The sequence below is a fragment of the Thermosporothrix hazakensis genome (assembly GCF_003253565.1).
GTDB lineage: Bacteria > Chloroflexota > Ktedonobacteria > Ktedonobacterales > Ktedonobacteraceae > Thermosporothrix > Thermosporothrix hazakensis.
On record NZ_QKUF01000003.1, the window covers coordinates 135,497 to 157,181 of the forward strand.

The window sequence follows — 21,685 nt, forward strand, 5'->3', positions numbered from 1 at the left end:
AGAGTCACTGTGTCAGAGGGATAGGAGAAGTGCGGGTAATTGGTACTGTAGAAAAGGTAAAACCGGACTGTTAACCTATCTTTAACAGATGGTCAGCCAATCCGGTTTCACTGCCTGTTTGTTATCAGGATGTTAAGTGACTATGCCTCCTGCATCAGGCGGCGCAGAACAGTAAGCAGGATGCCACCATTCTTATAGTACGTCACATCGATTGGGCTATCGAGGCGTGCGATAGTTGTGAACTCGAAGGACGTGCCATCCTCGCGGGTTGCTCTGACGGTCACCTCCTGGCGAGGCTTCAGTCCCTCCTCGATGCCCATAATGTCGAAAGTTTCGTGTCCGGTCAGGCCGAGCGATTCTTTGCTGTCACCCGGGCGGAATTGAAGGGGAAGGATGCCCATACCGACCAGATTGCTGCGGTGAATGCGCTCAAAGCTCTCTGCGATCACGGCATGAATACCGAGCAGCAAGGGACCTTTCGCGGCCCAGTCACGGGAGCTACCGGAACCGTATTCCTTGCCTGCCACAACGATCAGCGGCGTACCCTCTTGCTGATAGCGCATCGAGGCGTCGTAGATCGTGGTCTCTTCGCCAGACGGCAGATGGACGGTGTAGTAGCCCTCTTTGCCCGGGACCAGACGGTTGCGCAGACGAATATTGCCGAAGGTGCCGCGCACCATCACTTCATGGTTACCACGGCGTGCACCGTAGGTGTTGAAGTCGCGGCGCTGGACGCCATGCTCGATCAGATATTGACCAGCCGGGCTGTTGGCAGCAAAGCTACCCGCAGGTGAGATATGGTCGGTCGTGATCGAATCGTCGAGCATCGCCAGAACACGAGCCCCCCTGATATTTTTGACCGGAGCGGGCTCGTTTGCCATCCCCTGGAAGAAAGGCGGTTCGCGCACATAGGTGGATTCGGGGTCCCACTCGAAGAGCGTGCCGGTTGAATTACTGAGCGCCTGCCAGTGTTCGTCACCCTCAAAGACGTGTGCATAGTTCTCTGCAAAGACTTCCGGTGTCACCGTTTTTGTGACGATACTCTGAATCTCCTGCTGTGTTGGCCAGATATCGCGCAGGTAGACCTCTTCGCCTTTGTCGTTGACTCCCAGTGGCTCTTTTGTCAGGTCGATATCGACAGTTCCAGCCAGGGCATAGGCAACGACCAGGGGGGGCGATGCAAGGAAGCTGGCTCGGACCTGCGGATGAATGCGGCCCTCAAAGTTGCGGTTCCCGCTGAGCACCGAGGCGACGACGAGGTCATTGTCCTGAATGGCCTGTGCAACGGGCTCAGGCAGTGGGCCACTATTACCGATACAGGTTGTGCAGCCATAGCCCACAAGATTAAAGCGGAGCTGTTCCAGATAGGGCAGCAGGTTTGCATTCTTCAGGTAGTCAATCACGGCGCGAGAGCCCGGTGCGAGGCTGGTCTTGACCGCGGGATTGACTTTGAGCCCTTTTTCCACTGCCTTTTTTGCCACCAGGCCCGCGGCAACCATGACAGAGGGGTTCGAGGTGTTGGTACAGCTTGTAATGGCCGCAATAGCCACGGAGCCATGTTGCAGGGTGACTTTCTGACCGTCTACCTCAATCTCAACGCTTTCGGGCCTGTTCTCTTCCTTTACCAGAACGGCGGCTCCCTTCTGCGCGGTTGCCGTTGCGGTCTGGCCTTGTGCTGTCTCAGTAGATGGGGTGGAACCCGAGAAGCGATCGGCATAGGCGGTACGGAAGGTCTTACCCAGTTCGCTCATCAGCACGCGATCCTGCGGACGCCGCGGACCAGCCAGACTGGGGACAATCGTGCTGAGATCGAGTTCAAGCAGATCATCAAACTCTGGCTCGACCATATCGTCGGTGCGGAAGAGACCCTGTTCCTTTGTGTAGCGCTCGATCAGCTCTACCAGTTCGGGGGAGCGACCAGTTGCACGCAGATAGCGCAGGGTTTCGGCATCGACCGGGAAGAGGGTTGCGGTTGCACCAAACTCTGGCGACATATTGGAGATGGTTGCACGGTCTGCAAGGGCTAGCTGGCTGAGGCCCGGGCCTGTGAACTCCACGAATTTACCGACCACACCGCGCTTGCGAAGCATCTGGGTAACGGTCAGCACAAGGTCGGTCGCGGTCGTGCCTTCGGGCAAGGAGCCGGTGAGGCGCATACCGATAACCTCAGGGGTGAGGAGATAGAGCGGCTGACCAAGCAGAACCGCCTCGGCCTCGATGCCACCAACGCCCCAACCAAGAACACCCAGACCATTGACCATCGTCGTGTGCGAGTCAGTTCCAACCAGCGTATCAGGGAAGGCGACTTTCTCTCCGTTCTCTTCTTTGGTCATGACAACAGAGGCCAGATATTCCAGGTTGACCTGATGGACGATACCGGTTCCAGGAGGGACGACACGGAAATTGCTGAACGCCTGCTGAGCCCAGCGAAGCAGTGCATAGCGCTCTTTGTTACGCTCGTATTCGCGTTCAACGTTAAATTGAAATGCATTGGTAGTTCCAAAGACATCGACTTGCACTGAATGGTCAATGACCAGATCTGCGGGAACCAGCGGGTTGATCTTTTTGGGATCTCCTCCCATGCGAGCAACAGCAGAACGCATGGCGGCCAGATCGGCTACTGCCGGGACGCCGGTAAAGTCCTGCATCAGAACACGTCCGGGCAGGAAGGGATATTCTGCATTGCTGCTTGCGGCTTGCCCCGGTCGCCAGCGGGCAAGGGAGAGGATATCATCTTCGCGGATCAGCTCGCCATCTGCATTGCGAAGCAGATTTTCCAGTATGATGCGCACAGTAAAGGGGAGTCGTTCAAGTGTATCGACACCCCGTTTTAAAACGCTATCCAGCCGGTAGTAATGCACAGTTCCGAATGCACCATCCAACCGGGTGCGTGCGCCAAATACGTCATTGTATGCAGTCATAAGACCTATCCTTTGATGGAGTGTATTTGGGGAAGGGTGACCGTCTATGGCTCAATGCAATAAGACGTGGTTTCATAAAAGTCAACCCTTATACTCATTGTCGTTTCTCAGGTTTATTATACTACAGCGCCGGGAAATGAAGACAACCGTAGTAGCGTTCGTTTTACTATCTGACTGTCCTGCCATTTACTGCACTTTAGTTTCGGGAGGGAAAAACAGCACGATCGAGAGCCGCTGATGTCGCCTGACGTGGGTGGTCATGAAGATGGGAGCGTCCCGGTTTTCTGTTTGATGAGCATGATAATTTCATCCACAGAAAACGGTTTTTCGAGCAGGGAGACGTTCAGGTTCTGTAGCTCTTCGGTATCGGTGAATGTTGCCGCTGTTGTCAAAATAATCGGGAGGGATTGCAGGTGTGGACAGCTTCTGATCCGGCGGATCACTTCGATACCAGACATAGACCCATTCAAGCGCCAGTCAATGATCATAACATCCACAGGAGAGACTTGCGGCTGTGGCGTGGTGACACCCAACGCCTCCAGACATTGCTCAGCCTCGGCGAAAACGGTGACAGTGTAACCTTCGTCCTGCAAAACAAGCATGACCATCTCTTGTATTGCAAGATCATCCTCCAGCAACCCTACGTGCATAGCGCTCCCCTTCTTTTGCTCTTTTTTCTTGTGTTGTTTGTTCTGTTGAAGCAGTTCCGGCTGTAAAGGAAAGGAATCTTTCCTGTAATCCGTTTTGCTCCTTACCGAAATAGGTGGATATCAATGCTAGAAAATATGCTCTGTCGACACTATAACAAACTGTGCCTTATTTCGCAAGTAGTTGAGGATGGCAGGTCGTTTTGTCTTGCCGTCGGGGCGATTGGAAGCTGTAGGGTGACGTTAGTTCCCTTCCCTTCGACACTCTGAAGCACAAGTTGTCCCTGCATGGCTTCGGCAAGCTTGCGTGAGAGGTAGAGCCCGAGGCCAAGCCCGCTCACCTGGCTGGTCGCGGGATGGTGGAGCCGGGAGAAGGGTTGAAAGAGCGTTCGTTGCTGGCGAGGCGTAATGCCGATCCCATGATCGCGCACAGTGATATTGATGCGCGGTGGCTGCTTTGGGATTGCCTGCTGTTGAAGCAACATCTCAATGAGCCCACCTTGTGGCGAATATTTAATCGCGTTATCCAGAATATTGGCGAGAATCTGGCGCACGCGATGCGGGTCAGCCCAGATGGGCGGTAGAGGCGTCTCGACATGCAGACGGAGTGTATAGCAGCCGGGACGTGCCTCCTCGATTCTCTCCTGCTCCTGCTCAATCAGTTCGGTGCATAGGGATACAAGATCGATCCATTGGCAGTGCAGTGTGAACCGCCCACTTGTGAGACAGGAGATATCGAACAGATCATTCATGGCGGCTTCGAGATGCTGAATCGCGGTGAGAATAGCCTGAAGGTAGCGCTGACGCCGGGCGCTTTCGATCGCTTCATCACAGCTCTGTAACAGTCCTGTATAGCCCTTGATCGTAGTCAATGGGCGTCGCAACTCATGGCAGACAAGCGAAAGAAACTCATACTGATCCTGTATCGAGGATTGTTCAGATAGGAAAAGCGACGAGCTGAGTTCCTCAAGGCTTCGTTCCACATCTTGACTGAACCGGGGAAGCGTCTGCTGTAGCAGCCGAAAATCTCCGGGTGTGAAAGGCTCTTTTCGAGAGCAGAGCAGGACTCCGAGGAGCCCTTGTGGGCGCTCAAGCGGAGCGGCAAGCATTGCGTCTCTCTGAGTGTGCCTGTAGTACCAGATATGCCCAGTCTGTAGGGCAATATCGCATAGAGACTGAATACGGCTATCATGCAGCAGGTATTCGGTATGCGTTACACTGAAAAAAGAGAGCTCCTGATGGAGATAGAAAGGAAGCCGTTGTAAGAGAGGATGACGCAGCGTGGCATCGTGACATGCCAGTATCAAGCTGGTATCTGAGCAATTCAGCAAAGCCTGCACCGAATAGACGATGCCCGCGAAACGACGATGATTGAGCATCGTTCAACACCTCCTGACTGCCACAGATAGAAACTTCCATACCAGTCAGTATAGGAAGAAGTCCAACAAGCGGGCGGTATTGTTCGGCTGGGCTGCGTCCCCCGATTGAAGCTTTAGTTGAATGAAACCTGAATGCGGGTACCTCTCTTACTTCACGTCTTCGCGCTCTTCTCCTCTCTTAGTTGAATGAGGCAGAGCGAGGAGATGGGTATGCCTGATTCCAGCTTGTTGAAGGAGGGAACGGATCAGCTCGCTTCGCAGCCGGCTTCAATCCTGAAACAGTATGGGCTTGCCCTGCCCGTTGCTCGCCGTTTTCCTGTGTAGCCGCATATGGGCATCAATTAAATATCTCAATGTCTCAAACATCGATTCATCTATTCTATATATATGGTGTTGTAAATTTTTGCGTTATATGTAGCACCTTTTTCTCAGTTTTTCGAGATCATCTTAAGGCGAATGTATACTGTGTGTAGAAAAAGTTCTGAAGAGAGTATGCAGAACATGCTCTTCTATTTTTGTCTTGAGGGAAGTTGCGGATGAATATGCTGGTGGGGAAAAATCTTGGCGGATACCGGTTGATACGTCTCGTCGAGAGTGGCGGTATGGGAGATATCTATCTGGCGCAACATGCACGGATTGGTAGGAAAGTCGCGATCAAGGTTGTGTGTGGAGACCTACGCGCGGTTCCCAATACTCCCGAAGGAAAACAGGCGGCTGTGCGCTTTGAGCGTGAAGCCCGCGCCGTTGCCGAGCTTGATCATGAGAATATTTTACCCCTCTATCATTTCGGGGATGAAGTGCTTGAGCCGGACGGCCCGACTATTACCTATCTGGTGATGCCGTATCTATCGGATGGCTCACTGTGGAGCTGGCTCCAGCGGCGCACGCAGCAGTATGGCTTTAGCTGGCCTATCTCGGCTGAAGAGGCGGGATATTATCTGGTGCAGGCGGCTACGGCCCTTCAATATGCTCATGATCACGGGATTATTCATCGCGATATCAAGCCCACAAATTTTCTGATTCGTGTCGAAAAGAATGTGCCCAAAAATGACGAATATGCCCATCTGGCACATATCTTTCCGCATGGCAGACCAAAACTGCTATTAGCGGATTTTGGCCTTGCGGCATTCTATCGACACGGGCGGTCGATGCATCGTTCGGTGGGGACACCGCTGTATATGGCTCCGGAGCAGTTTGATGATCCATCACTGGCAACCTCGGTGCATGTGGGCCCATCGGCGGATCAGTATGCGCTGGCAGTTATGATCTATCAGTTGATGACAGGGAGGGCGGTATTTGAGGGGACGGCCTCTCAGCTTCTGCATCACCATCATCATACGCCGCCGACACCCCCAAGTGTTTACAATCCTTCACTCCCCCAGGAACTCGATGCAGTCTTTCTGCGGGCACTGGCGAAAAAGCCTGAGCAACGTTACCCTAACATTATGGCATTTGCACAAGCCTATGACGAGGTATTACGGGAAAATCGCAAGAAAAAAAACGCGGAGAAAAAAGAGTTTCGTGGTCAGGCGAAGTCGCGCGAAGGGGGGAAGCGTTTCCTCCAGCGGGAGGATACCACATTGCCGGTATCACCGATAGAAAAGGTAGTGGGAACTGCAAAGCAAGGTGGCTCCCTGCCTTCCCTTGCGGCGGCAACGGTCCATCCTGCCCTGGAAGAACCGAGCGAGGAGAAGACGCAGCCGCGCAAAAAGATCCAGATGCAAAGTCGCACCTCGTTCTCGACGCTGGTGGCTGCGAGTATGCAGTTTAAAACGATTCCTCTTTATCTGCTACAGCAATCAACGATTTTTGGCGCGATCGTGATCGGTCTGGTTTTCTTGCTCCTCCTGACGATTGGTATGTTGCTGACGATGCTTCTGCTCGGGCATGCCCGCTAGAGGGAGAGAGGCCGAAGAAGAAATCCACGCTTTATGGTAAAGGCACAGTTGAAAGGGCGCTTCTGGTCTCTCTCCCCTTTGGCTACTTATGGGTTAAGAGCACCTCTTCAAATTCTGCTACTGTCTGGAAACCGAGTCGCTGATAACAGCGGATTGCGCTTGCGTTATTGGCTTTGACATTGAGGCCAATATGCCGGATATGTTGCTGTAGCGAACGGCAGAGCCGCGCACAGGTTCGGGTTGCCAGACCTTTTCCTCTCCATTCCGGGTGCGTCACAACATTGCCAAGCGAGGCCACCTGATAGTATTCCGAATAGACATGGACGCTTGCCGCGCAGATCAGTTTTCCCGGGTGGGTCGGATGGTAGATCCCGTAGCACTGCCCGGTTTCGAGGATGCGCGGATCAAAGGCGTTATCGGGATAGCCCTGAGTATACAGCGCCTCCAGTGCGGGGAGATCGCTTTGTGAGAGATGGGCGACATCTGTGGTATCGATCGTGTTGCAGGCTGAAGGATTGGTCCAGGCCATCTTATAGTGTGTACCGTAGGATGTTGCAGTATAGGTCTCTTCCAGGGTTTCGCGCAGACCGAGGCTCAGATGAGCGAAAATCTGGTTCGGTAACTGAGATGAGCGAAGCAATGCCTGCATACCGGTGATATCATCGGTCAGGGCCAGCATAACAGGGGGATCAAAGGCTGTATAGAGCATGATAACCTGCTTAATCGTCTGGTCTTCTTCCAGGGTATACCAGCGGGTATAGGGCCAGAAAAAATCATCCATGTCGCCGAGTTCGTAGAGATGAAGATAAATGTTTTTGCGCAAAAAAGCCTCGATTTGCTCTTTGTCGGGTAGAGAAAGGGTCACCATTTGAGCGTATGTTCCTTTTAGAAAGAATAAAATGGGCAGCAGGAATCGCAGCCATAAGTGGGCGATCAAGCAAAATGGATCTTTTGTTGAGCGTTTATGGCTTGAGATTCCAGGGACGTGCCCGTTTGCGGGATTTCTGGGCCTCGTGCACATTACCCAGGGCTTCATATACGTTGGCTTTGAGCTCCCAGGCGCGAGTATAGCCCTTGTCCATTTCGGTTGCCTCGTTGAGGGCATCCAGTGCCGCTTTATTATGGCCGAGCCTGAGCAGCGCTTCTGCTTTGTTACACCAGGCAACAGCGCTGCGAGAGTTAATCAGAAGCGCCTGTGTATATGCATCGACAGCTCCACTGTAATCAAACAGACAGGCACGGGCATTTCCCAGCCCGTTCCAGGCCTGAAAACTGCGAGCATCACAGTGCAGCGCCTGCTCATAGGATGCAACAGCTTCTTCAGGCATATTCATATCAAGCTGTGCATCCGCTTTGCCGTTCCAGGCTGCCACATAGCAGGGATCAATTGCCAGAGCGCGTTCAAAGTGAACCAGCGCCTGTTGATAGCGCTGTAATCGCAGGAGTGCCAGACCCGCGCTGACCCAGACGACCACATTATCAGGTTCGATTTCGGTGGCCTGAAGGTAAGCGTCAAGCGCTTTGCGGTAGTTTCCCTGATTATAATGGGCGGTACCTTTGCCGTTCCATGCGTGAAAGTTGCGGGGGTCCATTTCCAGAGCTTCCTCATAGGCATGGAGCGCCTGCGAATACTGGTGCTGCTTCAGATAATGATCACCCTCGCGACACTTATCACGTGCAGCTCCGGTGCTCCTGATTTTGACCCGCGATGTTTGGACATCCTGCACAATGCCCTGCTTGCCGGTGGAGGAAGACACCGAAGGGAGAGACGGGTTTGTCGAGTTTGTGCTTCTGGGCATGATTGGATACGAGTCCGAGGAGAGCGGTGGTGTGGTCACGGGCGTATGATTGCCAGGCTGACATGCCTGGTCGAAAGCCTGAATAAATTCGACCATATCGGCATAGCGGTGCTCGGGATTCGTCGCCAATGCACGCATAATGACGTGATCCAAAGCTGACGGGAGCTCTGGATTGAGCGAAGAAGCAGGAGGCACAGAGCCGCTGACTGGATCGAGCGGGTGATAGCCTGTCAACATCTCATAAAGCACGATGGCGCATCCATATTGATCGCTGCGTGGGTCGACCACGCCGCTTGTTTGTTCGGGTGCCATATAGCCAACCGTGCCTCGTACGGTAACGGTTTTGCCGAAGCGGGCTCCTGGTTCCAGCAGGCGAGCGATCCCGAAATCGGTGATAACCAGGCGATGATCATCCTGATGGACCAGGATATTCTCAGGCTTGATATCGCGATGGATGACGGGACGTGGCCGTGTATGTGCGTAATGTAAAGCGCTGGCAAGCTGATGAAAGTTGCTCACCGCTTCCTGAAATGGCAGGGGGCCATTGGCCTGAGCCAGCCGGGTACGCAGGGAGCCAGCCGTATAGAGTGGCATAACCAGAAAAACACTGGGACCATCGCGGCCATAATCAAGGACAGGAGCAATATTCGGGTGATCCAGAGTCGCAGCGATACGTGCTTCACGCAAAAAATGCTCGTGCTCGGTATGCGTTGTCTTGCTGGGTAGCAGAACCTTAATTCCGATGTAGCGGGAGAGGTGGCGATCTACACCACGAAAGACCGCCGCGTAACCGCCTTTGCTGATTAAGGCATCCACGCGGTAGCGTCCCGCCAGCATCGTATGAATTAAAGGCAGTGCGCAGGCACGACAAAATAAGTCGCTGTCCCGATTATCATAACCGCAGTCTACCTGATCTGCGCAGCGTCGCATTCCCTCCTCCAGGTGAAAAAATACACGGGGGGAACTCACGAAGCCTCGCTGCCACGGGATCGCGCCTCAATGGTGCGAGCCCATTCCTGGCAGGAAAGGGCCTCTTGCGTTCTTCCCAGTTTTTGTAATACAACAGCCTTGTTATACCAGGCGTCAGGCTCTTCTGGCGCAAACGAGGTCGCTTGATCCAGTGCTGCTAGCGCTTCCTCCAATCGTCCCAGGGCAAAGAGCGAAAGCCCCTTATTGTTCCAGGCTGCGATATAGTGGACATCGCCTGCTAGAGCTCGATCAAACGCAGCAAGAGCCTCATCGTAGCGCTGCAATTCATGAAGCAGGCTTCCTTTATTGTACCAAGCAGAAGTTAATCCGTCATCGTACTGAAGTGCCCGGTCATAGGAAGCAAGTGCCTCTTCGTACAGATGTAGTGCAGCAAGCACGTTGCCTCGATTATACCATGCTCCTGCCAGTGATGGATCAAGGGAAAGAGCGTGATCGTATGCAACAAGGGCTTCATCGAAGCGTTTGAGGTCGCGCAGATCGTTCCCTTTATCAAACCAGAGAGTCGCACTCTGGGGATCGAGGGTCAGCGCCTGCTCGTGTGCCTGAAGCGCCTCTTCTGGCTCACCCTTACGACGCAGGATATTGCCCTTGATATCCCAGGTTGAAGCCTGACTGTTATCAATCGAAAGCGCCCGCTCAATCGCGATGAGCGCTTCCTTATAGCGACGCAGGTTGTAGAGTGTATTGCTCATTGCCTGCCAGACAACGCGCTGTTCGGGTTTAAGGACCAGCGCCTTATCAAAAGCCATAATCGCCTCTTCCGGGCGATTTAGCTCCGCAAGGGCCATGCCTTTGGCGCTCCACGCATAGGCATAGTTCTCATCATAGCTGAGTGCCTGTTCATAGCTGTAAAGCTCTTCGTCCAGACGGCGAAGCTCGCGGAGAACGGTACCGCGCGCGGTCCAGAGGTCTGGATCTTCTGGACGCATGGTCAGTGCATAGTCATAGGTCTGTAGGGCCTCTTCAAGCCGTCCCAGACATAGCAGGGTCGCGGCCTTACCACTCCATGCATCGACCTGGGTCGCGTTCTGCGCGATTGCCTTGTCATAGGCGCTTAATGCAAGCTCGTAATTTCCCTGTTCATAGGCAACATTCGCCTCGGTCAGAGGATCTGCGGCTCGTGGTTTCTTGAACGGAACCTCGATACGCAGCAGCGTTTCCTCATCTATATCACATTCCGGTTCCACCGTCTGTCGCACCTGCCGTGCGTTTCGCGGGGACTGTGCGGAATTGCTGAACTCTCCCGTGGCTATCTCGGATTTAACTAAAAAGGTAACCGGACCATCCTGACCATAGTCAATTACACGGATACTTCCCGGATCGTGAACACGGGCAGAAAGTGAGGCTGCATACTCGGCTTCCTGAAGAAATTCTTCGCGTTCACGGCTCTTTGCCTGACGGGGATGGAGTGCACGAACAGTAAGCCGTTCTCCATTGCGTCGATCAATGGCCCGAAACGTGACCGTTTTGCGCTCTTTGCCCGTAAGGCTGACGATCTCATAGCGCCCTTTCAGGGATGTACCGCGTAGTGGGATACCACAACGAGAACAGAAACGCGCTTTCTCTCTATTTTCAAAACCACAGCCCTCTAAATCCAAACACATCCCCATGGACAAGTCGTCCCTCCCTAGCCTGCACAGAAGTTCTTTACCAGACAGAAAACCAGTGTCTCTACTGTATCGAAAGTGTGACTCTTTTGTCAATACAGCATATAAAACCTTGTGCAGAGTGTAATCAATTACAGCATTTCAACATCAGTTTTTATTAAAATAGCGATATTTGCAAGCATTACTGACTTGCTGAATGCAGCGCATATAGCGCGATGCATCTCGATCTGAAGGTCAGTAGAGAAGCGGCTGGCGGTGCTTATGTTGCTGATTGCTCATCATTGCGTCCCCTCTGGATAATAAACGGTACGACGGCTATTGTTTTGGTGCCGCATGTTCGCTTTTCTCTGCGGGGAGCCGTCAAGAAGAGCAACTCTCTGACATTCATTCTATTCCTCACCCTTAACACTGAAACGGATAGTATGCGCTCAGGGATACAGCTTTTCTCTGGAAATAGGAGAATCACCTTGTCGCCGCCTCCGTGAGGGAAAACTGTATGCATAGGAAGAAGTTTTTCGGGAGCAAGTCGTTTGAAAATGCACTATTTCTCGGACAAAAGATCTATTTTTGATATGGCGTCGCTTCGATCCCGGCGCTAGAGAAGTCGGGCAGCATCCGGAGCATAGGACTTTTGTGCCGTGCCAAGCTGATAGTTTCCTTAGAAAAATCTATGTGAAAGAGTGTTTGCATTACAGAAAGAAACGCGTAGAAGATGTAATAAGAGTTGAGCTTTGTTCTATAAACCGAACTATTGCTTAGAAATGGATGAGTCTACCTTAGAGAATGCTGAAACTTTTCTGGCATATCTTGTCCATCTCTGATCTATGCTGTTATTCTGTTAGAAGAGTGAGCACACTCTTTTATCCAGATGATGGATTCTGTACTTGAAAAAGAAAAGCATGTTTGTTTGCTAGCAGGGCTGGAAGATGGCAATACTTCTTGCGTATCTGCTATCAGGTATATCTTGAACCTGAGTCTTGCTTTGCACTCCTACAGCATTTTTTTCGAGAAGAAATGAAATGCAGGGGTGAATGGATAAACAGTATGAGATTGTAGGGAAGCATCTCTACTGTATCCGATTTTGAATATAGGCCGTGATACCTATATACGAGATACACAACCGTTTGTCTCTTCCCCCTATCTTGATATGCAGGAAGAGATCATCTGGAGAAGGGTCGGAGTGGAATATACTTTTCGACTCTAACAACTGAAGTGCTCTCGTTAGGTCAGAAGTCGCTAGAATCGAAGAGGAGAAGGATCAATGCAGACACCTCAGAAAGGTCGCGGTCGCGGTTTTGCTTCAATGAGTCCTGAAAAGAAACGCGAGATTGCCAGCAAGGGCGGCAGGGCAGCCCATGCACTGGGAACTGCTCATAAATGGACGAGTGAAGAGGCACAGGCGGCAGGGCGTAAGGGTGGATCAATCAGTCGTCGCCGCTCAAAGTATAGTAACACTCAGGCACAAGCATAAGCGTAACAACATGCAAAAAACGAGAAGAGGTCGTGCCAGTACGCGCGGCCTCTTCTCTTGTTGTCAGAACTGACTGATGTAGGGTAAAGGATCCTGCCAGGTATTGTTGAGCACCACCATAAAATGCAGATGGGGCCCGGTCGAATCTCCGGTACTTCCCTCATAACCGATCACCTCTCCTTGCTGCACGTTCTGTCCTGCCTGGACAATCACCCGCTCCATATGACCATAGACAGTTGCAACATAATTACCGTGATCTATTTTGACGGCCCAACCAAGCCCCGACCAATCCCAGCCACTCCAAAGCACCTGACCACTATCAGCCGCCAGCACGGGTGTATGCGGGGGGGCTGCGAGGTCAAGGCCTGTGTGGGGGCTGATACAGTAACACCAATGCTGGAATTCCGGGAGCCCATAGAGCTGCGTGATCCGGGAACCCGGGAGCGGGTTGATAAGGGTACCGGTGCCCTTCACGCCTCCAGCCGGAACTTGTGTCGCACAGACACCCCATAGACCAAGTACAGGCATATTGCAGGCTCCCTGTTTTGTGACCATAGCAGGCGTGATCGTGGGTTTTAGATAGACGGTTGCGGGATGCTGCGTGGTATGGGAAATATTGATAGATGTTGATGGAGCAACTGAGGTCCCGTTCTGCTCTGATGCGAGCTGGAACGGAAAGACCAGCGACAGGAGCAGAATGAACAGGAGACAGAAAAGTGGAAGCAGTCTCATAGAACGCTGGCTGGTGCTTCTCTGCGGATGTGTTTGCTCCGGGGGGATCGTGATCTGCTGCTCTCTCCGCTGGAGCCTGAGATACCGGAAGGGTAGAGGTACCGATTTCGCTGGCAGGGCGATTCGCGGGCTGAATGGGTGTGACTCTATCCTTCGTGAGAAATCATCATCTGAAGATGAGAGCATACGAATGCCTCCACACTACCATAATTTCCACTCTTTCCTTTCAGTATACGAAAAATGTCAGTCTTTCTCGGTTCAATAGCTCGAATAAGGAATTTTGGGTGAGGGAGTGGCGGAAAAGAAGGACCGCCCGGGATGGGAGAAAATGAGGATGGCAAATGAGTCAGATTGATTGACAGTGCCTTTTCGATATACTAAACTGATACAACATAACCACAGCAATTGAATAGTTGGATGGATTGTACATAAATCGCAAGAGAGTTGAAGGGGTGTGAGTGGAGTGTCTTGCAATCTGTATCGCCCTTGCTCTCTTTACAATACGGCTGTCTGTGCTGATTCTATGACTGGAAAAATGTTCTTCTTCTCTAAAAAACAGGCTTCTGAAAATTTTCAAATGCTGAAGTAGGCGTATTTGTTTCTCTTACCTGAGGAGATCATGACTATCAAGCATACGCAATCATCAAAGGAAGTTGAATGCCAGGATGGAAGCGCGAACGCTCAACCTGCTCCTTCTCCTGATCAACCTGAACGCAAGGTGTGGCAGCCGAAGATCTGGGGTGGTCGTATCTTCCGCTTTAATCTACATAAATTTCGGTTTTCTGAAGGATTTTCTATTCGGCGTTTCAGTATTCTTGAAGCCTCTGTGCTGCTGATCCTCGCTATCATTGCCTCAAAAGGGTTAGGGGTGGTGCGCCAGAGCATTTTTAATGCCTTTTTCGGCACAGGACCCGAGGCCAATGCATTTTATGCCGCCAACCGTTTGCCTGAAACACTGTTCAACCTGATTTCCGGGGGAGCGTTAGTGCATGCTTTTATTCCGGTCTTTCTGGCATATGATCGGGAGAAAGGCGCACAGGAGGCCTGGAGACTCTCCAGTCTGGTCTTTAATGTGATGCTGGTTGCCCTCACAGTAGTTGTGATTGTGGCAGAGTTTCTGACACCCGCGTTTGTTGATCATATCTTAATTCCGGGATATGCCGCGTCGGAGCGTGAACTGACAACCTCATTGACGCGCATTATGCTGTTTCAGCCGTTAATTCTGGCACTGGGCACTATTGTGACCGCCGTCTTAAATAGCAAGAGGCAATTCCTTTTGCCCGCGCTCTCTATTGCTATCTATAACATAGGTATTATTGGTGGATTGCTAGCTACAAAGGTGGTGCCGGAGCTGGGTATTTATGGGCCGACCTATGGCGTTCTGGTGGCCTCGGCACTTCAGGTAATTGTCCAGATTCCCGCGCTGCTCAAGCAGGGAGGACGCTATACCTTTGCCTGGAATCTGCGTCACCCGGGGCTCTGGCAGGTCATTCGATTGCTTGGGCCCAATTCGCTCTCAATCGGTGTCGTCTATATCGCTCTGATTGTCGAGACACGTTTTACATCGCTCTATTTGCCAGATGCCGCCAGTCTCTCGGCAATTCACAATGCTGATATGTTGCAAGCGGTGCCTTTTGCCCTGATCTCGCAGACAATCGGGCAGGCGTTGTTGCCCCATCTGACGGTTCATGCGACGGCAGGCCGCTTTGTCCGGATGCGGCAGATGGCGGCGAAGGTCATGGGGATCTCAATTCTGCTGACAGTTCCGGCTGCGATTGGGCTTGGCGTGATCGGGCTTCCATTGATTCGGCTTCTCTTTCAGCATGGTGAATTTACGGTGCACTCAAGCCACCTGACTTATCTCGCTTTGCTTGGCTATCTGGTTGGTATTCCAGGGACGACGGCGGGTGATATGCTTTCGCGTGGTTTTTTTGCCTTGAAGGATGCACACACGCCGCTGTTGACAAACACCATTAACCTGATTGCACGTATTTCTATGATGATTCTACTATTGCGTTTCCTGCCAGAAGAGTATGTTATTATATCAATACCGCTTGCCTACGCGCTTTCGTCGACTATTGAAGCAATTGTGCTGTTCTTGCTCCTCTGGTTCCGTTTGAAGCGCTATGTCAAACAAGATAAAGGGATGGTGCGTCTGTTGCGGCGGCGAGCCTCTCTGGCGGGAAAAGTATGAGCGGTAGAGGTAGAGTAGGCTCAGGACCTTTGGCCCTGGACTTCCCGGTAGCAAATCAGGGACAATTTGCACTGTAAGTGGTATGACTCTGCTCGTATACTGTTTAAAAGATCAGGGGTATCAGAGAACAACGTATATGGATGCGAAGGGGAAAGCAGTTGACTTGTGAGATCTGGGAGTACTGGAAGTGGATATGATTGAGGTGCTACCCCTGATCGCTTTTGCCAGTAAGGGTTAGCTCTCATCTTAAATAGAAAGGAACTGACAGGTTTGTGCTGGTATCACCTGTCAGAAGAAAAGCAAGACGTATGGAACCGAACGTACTGCGCAACCAACAGGAGAATCAGCCTGAAAGAGGCTATTCGACGTCGAGGAGGAAAGAGCCGTTCAGCTCGAAAGGTGAGCGAATTGCAGCCGTTGAGATGCGTTTGCGTACGCAAAGGGATGAGCAGCAGCGTCTGGAACGTGTAGCTGAGATAAAGGCGCAGGTTGAAGCGGGAACCTATCAAATAGATAGCCGTGCTATAGCACTTTCCATCTTTCGTTCTTCCACTGATTGGAAGCTGCTCGGATTGGACAAAGCCGTTGCGCTAGAGTGAGAGAGATGAGAGTGTGACTCCTCCCATAGAGGGATGAGCGGGGTATGCGCCGGGGAAGAGCTGAGACATGTTCTTCCCCGGTTTTTTTGTGGCGTTGAAAAAGCACCGCCTGTTTGTTGTGAGCCTGCCTGCTATCCCGCCTCTTCCCTTGCTTTCTTTTTGGAGATAGGCTATACTGAAAATATAGGAGCAAACGCGAGAAGTTTCGCTTAAAGAAACGGTGTGTTATGCGCAAGAAAGATTTTTCCTCTAAACGAAAAGGTCGCTACATAGCAAAATTCCACGATTTCTGCGGCTTCCATCTGTCCACCTGTTATCCCTGACCTCTTTGTGGGTTTCCGTGCTCACGGAATGCCTCTTCTCTTTATCGTTTCTATGCATCCTGAAGAACGGGAAGGCGCCTGTACGCTGTTTCCGCCATCTTCAAATATCATCTTTTTAGATGCATGGGCGACTATTTCGGCAGTAGAATCTGTTGATCTCTATGCCGAACATCATGCCATATCCACAAGTGGCCTTTTTTTGAACATGGGTGCATCCAGCACGATGTGATGCCATGTGCGGTCATTGTACCGGTGGTGCGGGACGGGGTGGAATGGCTTGCGGATACTCGCACGAACAGAAAGGATTTTTATGCGTGGTGATGGTTTACCACAGGCCCTTCACGATTCGCAGCGGTACCTGGATGTTGTCTTAAAACCGCAATTGAGCCCGACTGAGGCCCAATGGCTGATTGAAAAGACGGTTGATAACTTTACGAACTACTTTAACAGTGGCTTTATCGACTATCGTAAATCGGTAACTGAGGCGGGCGATTATGCTGCTGTGGAGTGGACCGGACGCGGTGCTACTTTTAAAGACGCGCTCGGACGTACCTTTATCGATTGTCTTGGTGGCTATGGGCTCTTCAATCTGGGTTGGGCTCATCCTGAAGTCGTAAGGGCCGTTCAAACACAGGCGGCGAAGAGTCCGCTCCCCTCGCAGGAATTGCTCGACCCACTTCGCGGCATGCTGGCCCATTTGCTGGCCGAGATTACCCCGGGGGATATTCAGTATAGCTTCTTTGTAAGCAGTGGGACGGAGGCTGTGGAGGGCGCAATGAAGCTTGCCAAGCTCTATACTGGAAAGAGCGGCTTTATTGCGGCAGTTCGGGGCTTTCATGGGAAAACAACTGGTTCACTGGCGCTGACTGGAAAGGCGTTATATCGCCGACCGCCGCTTCCGCTTCATCCTGACATCTATCATGTGCCGTATGGAGATGCCGAGGCTGTTGAGATGCAATTGCGCATTGCCCGGGAAGTTGGGAATGACATTGCGGCGGTAGTGATGGAGCCGATTCAAGGCGAGGCGGGCGCGATTGTGCCACCGGATGACTTCTGGCCCCGCTTGCGTCAGATCTGTGATGCCTATCAGGTCTTGCTGATCGCTGATGAGGTACAGACCGGCATGGGGCGTACCGGGAAGATGTGGGGGGTAGAACACTGGAACGTGGTTCCTGATATCATGACCTCTGCGAAGGCTCTGGGTGGCGGTGTCATGCCTGTAGGTGCCTTTATGGCAAAGCCGGAAATCTGGCAGGTGCTCAACGAGAATCCGTTTATTCATACCACTACAACCGGAGGAAATCCGCTGGCCTGTGCGGCCGCTATTGCCGCTATCCATGTTTCGCTGCGAGAACGGGTTGCGGAACAGGCTGCGACAAAAGGCGAATACCTGCTCGCACAGCTCCGTAAGCTCGCCACACAATACAGTGATTTCTTTGAAGATATTACTGGCAAGGGGCTGCTTCTGGGCATGCATTTTAAGGATGATGAGATTGGCTACGCCATTTCAGCGGGCCTCTTTAAGCGTGGCGTCCTCATTTCCGGCACGATGAATAACGCGCGGGTAATTCGTGTTGAGCCTCCGCTGGTGATTACCCGTGATGAGATTGATACGGTGCTTGATAGGCTTGATGATACCCTGCGTTCATTGCGTGTAGCACGCGCCGGTGAGCGAAACACTGATGCGCTTGTCGCGGTAAAAGATGTGGCTGTGGCGGGCTAAACAATTTGATCGTATACCAGAAAAAAAGTGGCACCGGAATATCTGCTTCCGGTGCCTGCTTGCTTTTGTGGTCGCAGTGGATCAATGCTGAAGGGAATCAACCTGGGAGCGTGCGAATTGTAGCCAGCGCTCTGGCGTGTCATCGGGAACAGAGCATCCGTTTGCAAGGATCAGGCGTCGCCCTTTGGTTTGAGTGATCGCGGCCATGATCTCGTTTGTGATCTCAGTTTCGCCTCCTTGCGTGATCGGTCCGCGCTCAAAGAGCCCACCCATCAGACATTTATCGGTCAGTGTCAGCGCCTCGCTCAGGCTTGGTCCGGTTAGACGATCGCTCCAACTCAGGGCCTGTACTGGATAGCGGTCAAAGAACTCAAAGTAGATTTGATCGCTGCTTTGTTGGGGATCGGCGTGTATATGGGCAATGTTCAGCCAGCCTTTCTCTGCTCCTCGCAGAGCTTGCAGGTCATAGCGCCAGCCGAGCTCTTTATACTCGTCGAGTGTAAAGTCAGCAGTGGTTGCGCCCATGCAGGAATAGAAAATGCCATCTGCCCCCGCATCAATAGCGGCCTCCATCAGCTTACGGAGATTTGCCGCCAGCGTGCCAAGACCTTCCTCAAAGACCTGTGGATCACTGCGTGCAATGTTGATCGTACGGGCATGGGGTGGGCCGAAGAAGAACATCAGATAGGTAAGCGGACTGAAAAGGGTCAGGATGATGGGGGAGTCCGGGCCGACCTCGGCCCGGATCTTCCGGATGCAGAGAAGCTGCTGCTGAAACTCGGGTGTTGTGTCGACGTCGAGCCGCGGCAAGAAGCGTATTTGCCGCGCTTCTAGAAATGGCTGCTCCGGTCCTGGATAGGGAATATCGGGCATAATTTTGATGATATCCAGGTGAAAGGTGTCGCGAAAGAAATGCAGTGTCTGCTCGGCGAGCCGTTCGCCCGACCCTTCAGGGTTGAAATGATGCCAGAAGCAGAGAGGCACCCGATCGACAGGTTCTCCCTTCAACGCTGCACTGACCCGTTCACGAGGTGTCATGTGTTCTCCCATGACGGTTCCCTCCCTGTTGTTATTGTGATTGATCGTTTTCAGTTGGTTGGGTGGGCTCCAGTGGGGCAAGCCCGAGTTCATAGCTTTGAGGTTGATACTCAACGCTCTTTTCAACCTGGGTGGTCAGAAAATGATCGAACCAGCGGGCAAGAAATGCCCCCAGTGCGGCACTTCCCAGTAATGCCGCAACTTTGAGCGCCGCTGTTGCTGAGTTACTCATGAAGAGATCCTTTCTATAGAGCGCAATGAGAGCGCTAATCCCTTTCGGGTGTCTTCTGCTGTTGCCTCCCTCTTTTACCGGTGAGGAGAAATGTTATCCTCCCTCTCTATCAATAATACGTAAAGGCGAAGGGCTCGGTTGGGTTTTCGTGCTGGTAAAAGGGAAGATCCGGCGTGTAAGCTGAAGCAGGATATTTTCTGTTTCAGGAGAGTGCAGAGGATTTATGCGTTTCCGTGCGTAAAGCGCTTTCTGTCAAGGTTGATTTGCCAGGGGTACCAAGAAGGGTGATTATATTGATGAGAATTATATATACTCTGACATATGTGCTACAATCTGCTAAAAGCTTTCATCATAGGAAATCTGGTGTAATTATGAGAGGGAGAGAATGAGGAGCGCGATGGATGATATGTTAGGGCGACGCATTCGGATCGCACGGGGTGAGCTTCCCGCGGACGTTGTCTTGCGCAATGCAAATGTGGTAAACGTGTGTAGCGGGGAGATATACCTTGCCGATGTAGCGCTTGCTGATGGGTATGTTGTAGGGGTAGGCCAGCCGGGCTCCGGTTATCAGGGAAATGTGGTGCGGGATCTTGAGGGACGCTGGTTAGTTCCCGGGCTCATGGACGGGCATATGCATATTGAAAGTACCATGCTGACCCTGCCGGAGTTTGCACGGATAGTGGTCCCGCGTGGGGTGACAACGGTCATGCTTGATCCACACGAATACGCGAACGTGCTTGGTATTGAGGGGATTCGCTATGTCCTGACTTCCGGGCGTGATCTGCCTCTGAGCTGCTATGTGCTGCTTTCATCGTGTGTTCCTGCATCTGCTTTTGAGAGTCCTTATCATCCGTTATCTGCGCAGGACTTGCAGCCCCTAGTGCAGGAGAAGAATGTGCTTGGTCTGGCTGAGATGATGAATATGCCGGGGGTGTTGCAGTGCGATGAGCAGGTCTTAGAGAAGATCGCTATGATATGTGAGAAGGGTTTGGTGGTGGATGGACATGCTCCGGGATTGCGGGGGCGTGATCTCTGTGCTTATGCGACGGCTGGTGTGATGTCAGATCATGAGTGTACAACTGTTGAAGAGGCCCGTGAGCGTATTCGTCTGGGAATGTGGTTGATGATTCGCGAGGGCTCGGCTGCCCGGAACCTTGATGCCCTCCTGCCGCTGGTCAAGGAACTGCATCCTCCTCGTGTCTTTTTTGTGACGGATGATCGTGACCCGCTGGATTTGATGACGCGGGGACATATCGATTCTATGGTGCGTCGAGCCATTGAGCTCGGGCTCGAGCCGGTGGAAGCGATTCGTCTGGCAACGTATAATACTGCGCAGTACTTCCGGTTGTACGATCGGGGTGCGATTGCTCCGGGATTTATTGCTGATCTGGTGGTACTGGATAATCTACAGCGCTTCGAGGTAGAATCTGTCTATAAAGCCGGTGAGCTTGTTGCGCAACAGGGCCGTCTGGTTCAGGAACTGACGCCGCTTGATACGCCTCTCGATGAGGTGAACACGATCAGGATTGGAGCGCTGGCGGAGTCCTCGTTCCAGCTTCCCGGAAAGCCGGGAGAGGTTGCGGTGATTGGTATTGAGCCAGATCAGATTGTGACACAGCATATAAAGCTGGATGCGCCGCTGCGGGATGGGCTGATTGTGGCTGATCCAGAGCGCGATCTACTCAAACTCGCGGTGATCGAGCGTCATCATGCGACGGGGCGCGTGGGTCTGGGGCTGGTACAAGGCTTCGGGTTGAAACAGGGTGCGCTTGGTTCCAGTGTGGCCCACGATGCTCATAATCTGGTGATTGCTGGCACCAATGATCGTGATATGTTCGCGGCGGCGAAGGCACTTGAAGCGATGGGAGGTGGCTTTGTTTTCGTAGTGGATGGAGAGATTCGTGCTGCTGTGCCGCTACCGCTCGGTGGGCTGGTTTCTCCGCTGCCTGCAAGTAAGCTTGTGGCACAACTGCGAGCGCTGGATGAAGTGGCGGCGGCGTATGGCTGTGTGCCGGAACATCCCTGTATGACACTGAGCTTCCTTTCTCTCTCGGTCATCCCCTCACTCAAGCTGACGGATCAAGGCTTGATCGATGTTGAAACTTTTTCGGTGCTCCCGCTACAAAGGTAAC

At 52.3% G+C, this 21,685-nt stretch carries 15 protein-coding genes; 6 read left to right on the forward strand and 9 right to left on the reverse strand.

Features of this window, described 5'->3' with window-relative positions; all coding sequences use genetic code 11:
• Positions 1 to 140: 140 nt before the first annotated feature.
• The 3 genes from acnA to EI42_RS07340 all read right to left on the reverse strand — a co-directional run bounded on the left by acnA (position 141) and on the right by EI42_RS07340 (position 4,947).
• Positions 141 to 2,921: an aconitate hydratase AcnA gene (gene acnA / locus EI42_RS07330; protein WP_111320403.1), complete on the reverse strand. Its 2,781-nt coding sequence runs from the start codon at positions 2,919 to 2,921 to the stop codon at positions 141 to 143.
• 257 nt (positions 2,922 to 3,178) lie between these two features.
• A complete protein-coding gene (locus EI42_RS07335; protein WP_111320405.1) occupies positions 3,179 to 3,571 on the reverse strand; it encodes a response regulator in 393 nt (130 codons plus the stop codon).
• Positions 3,572 to 3,720: 149 nt separating this feature from the next.
• Positions 3,721 to 4,947, reverse strand: a complete 1,227-nt coding sequence (locus EI42_RS07340; RefSeq protein ID WP_111320407.1) for a GAF domain-containing sensor histidine kinase — start codon at positions 4,945 to 4,947, stop codon at positions 3,721 to 3,723.
• Between the two features lie 536 nt (positions 4,948 to 5,483).
• Between EI42_RS07340 and EI42_RS07345 the strand changes: the two genes are divergently transcribed.
• Positions 5,484 to 6,845, forward strand: a complete 1,362-nt coding sequence (locus EI42_RS07345) for a serine/threonine protein kinase (RefSeq protein ID WP_111320409.1) — start codon at positions 5,484 to 5,486, stop codon at positions 6,843 to 6,845.
• An 82-nt stretch (positions 6,846 to 6,927) separates the two neighbouring features.
• Here the strand turns inward: EI42_RS07345 and EI42_RS07350 are convergent, their stop codons facing one another.
• From EI42_RS07350 to EI42_RS07360, 3 genes are all read right to left on the reverse strand, one after another.
• Positions 6,928 to 7,713, reverse strand: coding sequence for a GNAT family N-acetyltransferase (locus EI42_RS07350; protein ID WP_111320411.1), 786 nt, complete (start codon positions 7,711 to 7,713; stop codon positions 6,928 to 6,930).
• A gap of 94 nt (positions 7,714 to 7,807) precedes the next feature.
• A complete protein-coding gene (locus tag EI42_RS07355; RefSeq protein WP_111320413.1) occupies positions 7,808 to 9,574 on the reverse strand; it encodes a protein kinase domain-containing protein in 1,767 nt (588 codons plus the stop codon).
• A gap of 35 nt (positions 9,575 to 9,609) precedes the next feature.
• The gene (locus EI42_RS07360; RefSeq protein WP_111320415.1) at positions 9,610 to 11,244 is read right to left on the reverse strand and encodes a tetratricopeptide repeat protein; all 1,635 of its coding nucleotides are present in this window, start codon (positions 11,242 to 11,244) and stop codon (positions 9,610 to 9,612) included.
• A gap of 1,258 nt (positions 11,245 to 12,502) precedes the next feature.
• Between EI42_RS07360 and EI42_RS07365 the strand changes: the two genes are divergently transcribed.
• On the forward strand, positions 12,503 to 12,712 hold the full coding sequence (locus EI42_RS07365) for a KGG domain-containing protein (protein ID WP_111320417.1): 210 nt from the start codon (positions 12,503 to 12,505) through the stop codon (positions 12,710 to 12,712).
• A gap of 63 nt (positions 12,713 to 12,775) precedes the next feature.
• Here EI42_RS07365 and EI42_RS07370 read toward each other — a convergent pair whose 3' ends face one another.
• Entirely contained in the window at positions 12,776 to 13,444 is a 669-nt protein-coding gene (locus tag EI42_RS07370; protein WP_211326068.1) for a M23 family metallopeptidase, read from the reverse strand.
• A 619-nt stretch (positions 13,445 to 14,063) separates the two neighbouring features.
• Between EI42_RS07370 and murJ the strand changes: the two genes are divergently transcribed.
• The 3 genes from murJ to EI42_RS07385 all read left to right on the forward strand — a co-directional run bounded on the left by murJ (position 14,064) and on the right by EI42_RS07385 (position 18,283).
• Complete coding sequence (gene murJ, locus EI42_RS07375; RefSeq protein WP_111320421.1) at positions 14,064 to 15,638, forward strand: murein biosynthesis integral membrane protein MurJ; 1,575 nt, start codon at positions 14,064 to 14,066, stop codon at positions 15,636 to 15,638.
• Between the two features lie 308 nt (positions 15,639 to 15,946).
• Positions 15,947 to 16,237, forward strand: a complete 291-nt coding sequence (locus EI42_RS07380) for a flagellar biosynthesis anti-sigma factor FlgM (RefSeq protein WP_111320423.1) — start codon at positions 15,947 to 15,949, stop codon at positions 16,235 to 16,237.
• 633 nt (positions 16,238 to 16,870) lie between these two features.
• On the forward strand, positions 16,871 to 18,283 hold the full coding sequence (locus EI42_RS07385) for a putrescine aminotransferase (RefSeq protein ID WP_111320425.1): 1,413 nt from the start codon (positions 16,871 to 16,873) through the stop codon (positions 18,281 to 18,283).
• Positions 18,284 to 18,364: 81 nt separating this feature from the next.
• On the opposite strand, the gene EI42_RS07390 is transcribed toward EI42_RS07385, so the two are convergent.
• Positions 18,365 to 19,333, reverse strand: a complete 969-nt coding sequence (locus EI42_RS07390; RefSeq protein ID WP_111320427.1) for a uroporphyrinogen decarboxylase family protein — start codon at positions 19,331 to 19,333, stop codon at positions 18,365 to 18,367.
• A gap of 19 nt (positions 19,334 to 19,352) precedes the next feature.
• Positions 19,353 to 19,553: a hypothetical protein gene (locus tag EI42_RS07395; protein ID WP_111320429.1), complete on the reverse strand. Its 201-nt coding sequence runs from the start codon at positions 19,551 to 19,553 to the stop codon at positions 19,353 to 19,355.
• A gap of 397 nt (positions 19,554 to 19,950) precedes the next feature.
• Between EI42_RS07395 and ade the strand changes: the two genes are divergently transcribed.
• Positions 19,951 to 21,684: an adenine deaminase gene (ade, locus tag EI42_RS07400; protein ID WP_211326069.1), complete on the forward strand. Its 1,734-nt coding sequence runs from the start codon at positions 19,951 to 19,953 to the stop codon at positions 21,682 to 21,684.
• Position 21,685 lies beyond the last annotated feature (1 nt).

Bases quoted from the DNA above. Each gene is read 5' to 3' on its own strand.
- ade (WP_211326069.1), top strand. From the start codon at position 19,951: ATGGATGATATGTTAGGGCGACGCATTCGGATCGCACGGGGTGAGCTT.
- EI42_RS07390 (WP_111320427.1), bottom strand. From the start codon at position 19,333: ATGGGAGAACACATGACACCTCGTGAACGGGTCAGTGCAGCGTTGAAG.
- acnA (WP_111320403.1), bottom strand. From the start codon at position 2,921: ATGACTGCATACAATGACGTATTTGGCGCACGCACCCGGTTGGATGGT.
- EI42_RS07380 (WP_111320423.1), top strand. From the start codon at position 15,947: ATGGAACCGAACGTACTGCGCAACCAACAGGAGAATCAGCCTGAAAGA.
- EI42_RS07345 (WP_111320409.1), top strand. From the start codon at position 5,484: ATGAATATGCTGGTGGGGAAAAATCTTGGCGGATACCGGTTGATACGT.
- EI42_RS07335 (WP_111320405.1), bottom strand. From the start codon at position 3,571: ATGCACGTAGGGTTGCTGGAGGATGATCTTGCAATACAAGAGATGGTC.
- EI42_RS07385 (WP_111320425.1), top strand. From the start codon at position 16,871: ATGCGTGGTGATGGTTTACCACAGGCCCTTCACGATTCGCAGCGGTAC.
- EI42_RS07370 (WP_211326068.1), bottom strand. From the start codon at position 13,444: ATGAGACTGCTTCCACTTTTCTGTCTCCTGTTCATTCTGCTCCTGTCG.
- murJ (WP_111320421.1), top strand. From the start codon at position 14,064: ATGACTATCAAGCATACGCAATCATCAAAGGAAGTTGAATGCCAGGAT.
- EI42_RS07350 (WP_111320411.1), bottom strand. From the start codon at position 7,713: ATGGTGACCCTTTCTCTACCCGACAAAGAGCAAATCGAGGCTTTTTTG.
- EI42_RS07340 (WP_111320407.1), bottom strand. From the start codon at position 4,947: ATGCTCAATCATCGTCGTTTCGCGGGCATCGTCTATTCGGTGCAGGCT.
- EI42_RS07365 (WP_111320417.1), top strand. From the start codon at position 12,503: ATGCAGACACCTCAGAAAGGTCGCGGTCGCGGTTTTGCTTCAATGAGT.
- EI42_RS07360 (WP_111320415.1), bottom strand. From the start codon at position 11,244: ATGGGGATGTGTTTGGATTTAGAGGGCTGTGGTTTTGAAAATAGAGAG.
- EI42_RS07395 (WP_111320429.1), bottom strand. From the start codon at position 19,553: ATGAGTAACTCAGCAACAGCGGCGCTCAAAGTTGCGGCATTACTGGGA.
- EI42_RS07355 (WP_111320413.1), bottom strand. From the start codon at position 9,574: ATGCGACGCTGCGCAGATCAGGTAGACTGCGGTTATGATAATCGGGAC.